Here is a 6,067-nt window from a genome sequence, read left to right on the forward strand (position 1 = left end):
CCATGGAACCAGTCAATATGCTGGCAATTCAGGAATTTGAGGAGACACAAGCACGGCTAAAGGAACTACAGGAGAAACTCGCCGTTCTGGCCGCGGAGCGCACGGAGATTTTGCTGCGGATTGAGAACTTCACCACCCTGCGTCACCAGTCCTTCCATGAAGCCTTTGATGCCGTCAATGCCAACTTCCAAACAATTTTTGCCACCCTCTCCGATGGCGATGGCTACCTGCAACTCGAAAGTCCTGAAGATCCCTTTGCTGGTGGACTGAATCTGGTAGCGCATCCCAAGGGTAAACCCGTCCAACGCTTGGCCTCAATGTCCGGGGGTGAAAAATCCCTAACCGCTCTCAGTTTTATCTTTGCCCTACAACGCTATCGCCCTTCCCCATTTTATGCCTTCGATGAAGTGGATATGTTTCTCGATGGTGCCAATGTCGAGCGCCTTGCCAAAATGATTCAGCAGCAGAGCCAACAGGCGCAGTTTATTGTTGTCAGTCTGCGGCGACCAATGATAGAAGCGGCTCAGCACACCATTGGTGTCACCCAAGCGCGGGGTCAACATACCCAAGTGATTGGCCTCGATTTAACAGCTCACCATTGATACCTGAAAAATCATGCCTAGAATTAATCCCTAGAATTTTAATAGTTCATCGGCGTGGATCGTAGTGGAACAGTAAGTTTGATTGAGCTGTCAAAATCTCCAAGTCTTGCTGAGGAGTGTCCCTATGAAATACTGGCAAAAACTTGGCTTGAGCTTATTGACGGTGGCCTGTTTGGGAACAATTGCCCCTCGGCCGGCCCAAGCCAATATGTTTACGCAAACGGAAGTAGATCAAAGCCGCTATGTGGTGATGGCTGTGCCCCTGGCCCGCGGTGGCTATCGCCTACTGGTGGTGGAGCAAATGAAGGATACTCGCCCCTGCTGGCGTGAATCGGGCAGTAACCCTGTGGTGATCGATCCGCTGTTGACGACATTTGACTTTACAGGCATTTGTGGTCGGGCTACGGATAGCAATGGCTACTCGATTCGGGTGGCGCAACAGGATTTAGGATTGCAGTATAGTCTGCGCATTGAGCAGAGGGATGGGGAGTTACTCCTCGTTGGCAGTAGCAATCGCGGTGGTCCGCGGATGGTGATTGGCCGCACCCACGGTATACAGGAAGGGCAATTTCTCAAATTCCATCTGGAACCCACTTGGCGGCTGACGCGGCGCACCTACGAAGGCCAAGTGCTGGGGCATGTTTATTTCACGAATGACACTTGGGAAGCAGCCACAGGAAGCGCGCCTACCCCTGTCAGCCCCGTCGGCACCGAAACCAACATCCCCCCTGCAACAACACCGCAAAGCTAGGCTTAGCGTTGCTTCATTGCCCGCTCCATTTCCCGCCTGTCCTGCCGCTGCTTGAGGTCTTGGCGCTTGTCGTGGAGTTTCTTACCACGGGCAAGTCCTAGAGAGACCTTGACCCGGCCATTTTTCAGGTAGAGCTTTAGGGGCACAAGGGTCAGCCCTTTTTGTTCAACTTTGCCCACTAGCTTACGGATCTCCTGCTTGTGGAGAAGGAGCTTGCGATCGCGCAAGGGGTCATGGTTATAGGATGGGTTGGTACTTTCGTGGGGCGAAATGTGGACATTCATCAACCACGCTTCACCATTGCGGATGCGGGCAAAGCCATCCCGCAAATTTACCTTGCCAGCGCGAATAGACTTTACCTCGCTGCCGAGCAACACAAGACCACATTCATAGGTTTCCAGAATTTCGTATTGGAAGCGCGCTTGGCGATTTTCACTCAGGACTTTGATACTATCGCCCATCAAAAACTCCGCAAAGGTATTGCCAATATACCGCAGTTTAGGGATAAGGGGAGTTTTCATCTTATCACTGCCCTCCCACCCCTTTGCTGAATGGTTGTGACGTCATGCCCAAGCTGCAGCAGTTAGAGTTTTTGCACGACCTACCCTTGATTGTCGTCGTGGATTGCCGTGGTGTGTGCTGCTCGCCCTACTGAAGCACTCAGCCACGCCGAAATTCATATTCAAGCGGGTTTTCCTTGCCTAGAAGCAACTTGGACAACCCCCGATGCTGCTTTGGTCTTGCAACAACAAGGAAGCTGACACAGACATCGGGATTGCTCCGTAGTACCCTCATAGCGGCCCCCTCTCCGGGGGCACGAGTTCGGGTTGGTCCGACCCCACGGACCGATTAGAGCTCAAGCCAAGCCCTTTCCTCAGAATCACTCACTACTTCAATCCTCAAAGTAGAATCATCTGATCAAAAACTAAGCAAGAGGTCAATCTAGCATGATGACAGCTTGTCAAGTGCACAATTAACAATCAGCAATAGCAATGCAGCATCTATAATAAGTTTTACAGAACAACATTTCTATAGAACAAACGCACTAACATTCCCTTATGGCTAAGTAATGAACTCCCTGTCAGTATTTTTAATGCTTCCCACGCCTATTTCGTTCAACTACAACCAAGCAGTATTAATCGCTCAAGCTTTTTCTCCTGAGCGGATTATTGAAGAAACTCAACCTCCTCCGCCACCCCCAAGTACACCAAAGATTACGATTCCTAGAGATCAGGAAATCCAGCCACCTGCTGATTCAGATAAGATTCGCTTCTTTTTGAAAGACATCACCATTAGTGGCTCAACTGTCTATTCTCCCGAAACTCTCAGGCGGCTATACGCAGATTGGCTCAACCGTGAGGTGACCCTTGCTGATATCTATACCATTGCCCAAAAAATCGCTGAACATTACCGCCGTTCAGGTTATCTTTTAATCCGTGTACTTGTACCTGCCCAAGAAGTAGCCGAAGGTACCGTTCGCCTCGAAGTTGTTGAAGGTTATATCGAGGAAGTACGTTTTGAAGGTTCCAAGGGAGCTATCAAACCGCTACAGCCCTATGCCAATCGCATCCAATCCTCCCGCCCTCTCAAAGCCAAGGTTCTCGAGCGCAATCTGTTGTTAATAAGCGACTTAGCAGGCTATCAAGTGAGTGGGCGCTTTGAACCCGGTAGCCAGCGTGGCACAGCCATTCTTTCGCTCACTGTAAATAAAGATTCGTTTCAACCTTTTGTCACAATTAACAACTGGTCTGCAGACAGTGTCGGGCCTGTTCGTCTCCAGGTAGGAACCTATCTCAACTCTCTACTCAACCGAGGTGAACAATTTATTCTCAGTGGTACAACAGTTCCCTTCGATTTTAATGAACTGAAAAGTGGTCGCTTCGATACAAACATTCCTTTAAATTCAAACAGCCTCAGGTTTCTAGGCAGTTTGAGTTACGCTGAAACCCAGCCTGGAGATAATCTTGCTCCCTTCGGGATCAAAGGCACCACTTGGGCGGGCAGCATAGGCTTCAGCTATTATCCCATTCGCTCAAGAAAACTGAATCTGCTCACAAGCATTTCCTTTGATGCCCTAAACAGCACCATCAGCACCACATTTTTAGGGCCGCCAGTTCCTCTGAGTCAAGACCGAGTCCGCGTGTTTCGCACCGCGAGTCAACTCAGCTACATTAGCTCGGTAGGATTCACTAGCGCCTCTATACAGCTCTCTCAAGGTGTTGCAGGCTTAGGTGCTCGCTTGAATGGAACTCCCACTTTACCCCTCTCTCGCTTGAATGCCACTCCTGCAACCTTCAAAGCCAACCTTGACGTTACTCAGATTTTCTTCCTCCCACAAAATTGGTCAGTCACCTTAACAGGTGCAGCTCAAGTAGCAGCAGCCCCCCTGGTGGTTTCTGAGCAGTTTGGCATTGGTGGCCCTAACTTTGGATCTGCCTACATTCAATCTGCCATTTTAGGAGATGACGGCTATGCCCTACGCCTTGAGTTGCAAAATACTCGCCGCTATCGCCTAGGTAAGACAAACTTTATTAGCCAGCCCTATGTCTTTGTGGACTACGGCCAAACATTCCTTAAAAGACCTACTATTGCTGAACCTCCGAGTCAACAAGCTTTTTCAACCGGTTTTGGTTTGCGTCAGCTAATCAACCCTAACCTACAACTTCGCTTAGAGCTTGGCCTTCCGCTCACGAGGATTACGCCTAATTTTGAGCAAACCCCCCGCCTTTTCTTCCAAATTCAAGGTATATTCTAGACTTTCAGGGATTGAAGCAGCAGTTGGTCCTCCCTTCCCTAGAACCAGTGCCTAGATCCAGCTCATATTAAGTTTTTAGACAATAGTCAATCTAGGTAGATATACTATTGACTGTACGAGTAGATACTTATATATAAAGTCATAAGCCCCCTCTGAGGGATGAAATCTCCGTCACCGTGGGACCCACGGTGAGATAAAATCCCCTAGCAGAGGGCATAATCCCAATCCATAGAGAAAGGGTACAGGGGACTGTTGGCTTTAGCCGACGGTAGATCACTTTAGGCCTAAGAATGCCCCAGGCTGGAGCGGTGGGGGCTTTAATCCTCTGAATACAGCCAGCAAAAGACAATAAGAGTGTTCCTCCATGAAAAAATTACTTAGTGTGTTCCTGAAAGGATTTGGTCTCACTCTGTCAAGTATTTTTCTAGGAAGCCTGAATTCCCAAGTGGTTAAGGCGCTGCCACAAAGCCCCAGCGTCATGCATGGTCAGGTTTTCTTTGGGCAAAGCACCCCCCATCAGCTCCACATTCTCCAAGGCAGCGATAAAGCGATCATTAACTGGGAGAGCTTCAGCATTGGCACCAGCGAAGGCGTCTTCTTTGTTCAGCCAAGTGCAACAGCAGCCGCGCTGAACCGAGTGACAGGGTTAACCCCCTCAAGTATTGCCGGTCAACTGAGCGCTAATGGTCGTATCTTTTTGATTAACCCCAACGGCATCGCCTTTTTGCCCACTGCTCAGGTGGATGTAGGGAGTCTCATTGCAAGTACGCTCAACATCACAGATCAAGACTTTTTGCAAGACAGACTAAACTTTTACAGCCTTCCCAACAGGCCACCTGCATCTATCACTAACCAGGGTCGTATGACTGCCCAAGAGGGCGGCCTTGTAGCCCTAATTGCGCCAGCAGTTCAAAATGGCGGTTTCATTTCAGCACGTTTAGGTCAAGTTGCCTTAGCTGCTGGCACCGCTGCTACCCTTGACTTCACAGGGGATGGTCTCCTCAGCGTCAAGGTAGATAGCGATCTGGCTCAGCAAGTCACGGACATTTACGGCCGGCCACTGTCTAGCCTGATTGACCAACAGGGGCACATTACTGCTGGCCAAGTCATCCTTTCTGCAAATGCCGCTCAGCGCATCATGGATCGAGTGATGAACGTTGACGGCATCATCGAAGCACGCACCGTTGAAAATCGTCAAGGGCGAATCATCTTAGCGGGCGGTCCCACAGGCGAAGTGAATATTGGCGGACGGCTAGATGCGGATGGTACCCATGGCGGCCAAATCACCGTAACAGGCCAAGATATTCATCTTCGAAACACTGCCCATCTATCGGCCAACGGCGACCTTGGTGGGGGTCAGATTTTTATTGGTGGCAATCTCCAAGGACAAGGTCCCTTACCCAACGCCAGAAACACCTTCACTGACACAGGGGCACAACTTCAAGCCAATGCCCTCACCCAAGGAAACGGCGGTATGGTTGTAGTTTGGGCAGATGAAAATACCCATTTCCACGGCCACATTAGTGCGCGGGGGGGCAACCTGAGCGGTAACGGGGGTTTTGCCGAGGTATCAGGGAAAGAACACTTGTGGATGGGTGGTTTTGCGGATTTGAGTGCCACCAATGGCAAATTTGGTACTCTCCTGCTCGACCCCGGTAGTGTCACGATTCAACACGGCCTAGGTACTCCATCTTCTTCTTTTAATTTATTCAATGATGGCTGGATTGCAAGCCAACTGAACATTAGCGACCTAATCATTACCACTTCTAGCTCTACCGATGGCGGTCCTCAAACCATCACGATCAACAGCGGTGTAAATATTACTTGGAATGCGGACACGAACCTTACCCTTCAGGCAGGGCAGAATATCGTGATGAACAGTGGTGCAGTAATAGAAAATACCTACCCCACCACAGGGTTTGATGCGATTGTTTTTGAAGCCAATACTGCGGGTACTAC

General features: G+C 49.8%; 4 protein-coding genes and 1 pseudogene. 4 read left to right on the forward strand and 1 reads right to left on the reverse strand.

Features of this window, described 5'->3' with window-relative positions; translation table 11 throughout:
- Together H8Q75_RS02975 and H8Q75_RS02980 are read left to right on the forward strand one after the other, a co-directional pair.
- Positions 1 to 602: pseudogene (locus tag H8Q75_RS02975) on the forward strand (AAA family ATPase); the annotation flags it as partial.
- A 124-nt stretch (positions 603 to 726) separates the two neighbouring features.
- Positions 727 to 1,353 (forward strand): DUF3747 domain-containing protein, encoded by a 627-nt coding sequence (locus tag H8Q75_RS02980; RefSeq protein ID WP_297040365.1) that lies wholly within the window; start codon positions 727 to 729, stop codon positions 1,351 to 1,353.
- A 2-nt stretch (positions 1,354 to 1,355) separates the two neighbouring features.
- Here H8Q75_RS02980 and smpB read toward each other — a convergent pair whose 3' ends face one another.
- On the reverse strand, positions 1,356 to 1,814 hold the full coding sequence (gene smpB, locus H8Q75_RS02985; RefSeq protein ID WP_024124961.1) for an SsrA-binding protein SmpB: 459 nt from the start codon (positions 1,812 to 1,814) through the stop codon (positions 1,356 to 1,358).
- Between the two features lie 608 nt (positions 1,815 to 2,422).
- Between smpB and H8Q75_RS02990 the strand changes: the two genes are divergently transcribed.
- Positions 2,423 to 4,108, forward strand: a complete 1,686-nt coding sequence (locus H8Q75_RS02990) for a POTRA domain-containing protein (protein WP_024124963.1) — start codon at positions 2,423 to 2,425, stop codon at positions 4,106 to 4,108.
- A 445-nt stretch (positions 4,109 to 4,553) separates the two neighbouring features.
- Positions 4,554 to 6,067 (forward strand): filamentous hemagglutinin N-terminal domain-containing protein (locus H8Q75_RS02995; protein WP_297040368.1); only part of this gene is annotated, 1,514 nt, incomplete at its 3' end.

The organism is Thermosynechococcus sp. OHK43 (assembly GCF_014466085.1).
GTDB lineage: Bacteria > Cyanobacteriota > Cyanobacteriia > Thermosynechococcales > Thermosynechococcaceae > Thermosynechococcus.

Coding starts and splice junctions, on each gene's coding strand:
- H8Q75_RS02990 (WP_024124963.1), top strand. CDS start 2,423: ATGAACTCCCTGTCAGTATTTTTAATGCTTCCCACGCCTATTTCGTTC.
- H8Q75_RS02980 (WP_297040365.1), top strand. CDS start 727: ATGAAATACTGGCAAAAACTTGGCTTGAGCTTATTGACGGTGGCCTGT.
- smpB (WP_024124961.1), bottom strand. CDS start 1,814: ATGGGCGATAGTATCAAAGTCCTGAGTGAAAATCGCCAAGCGCGCTTC.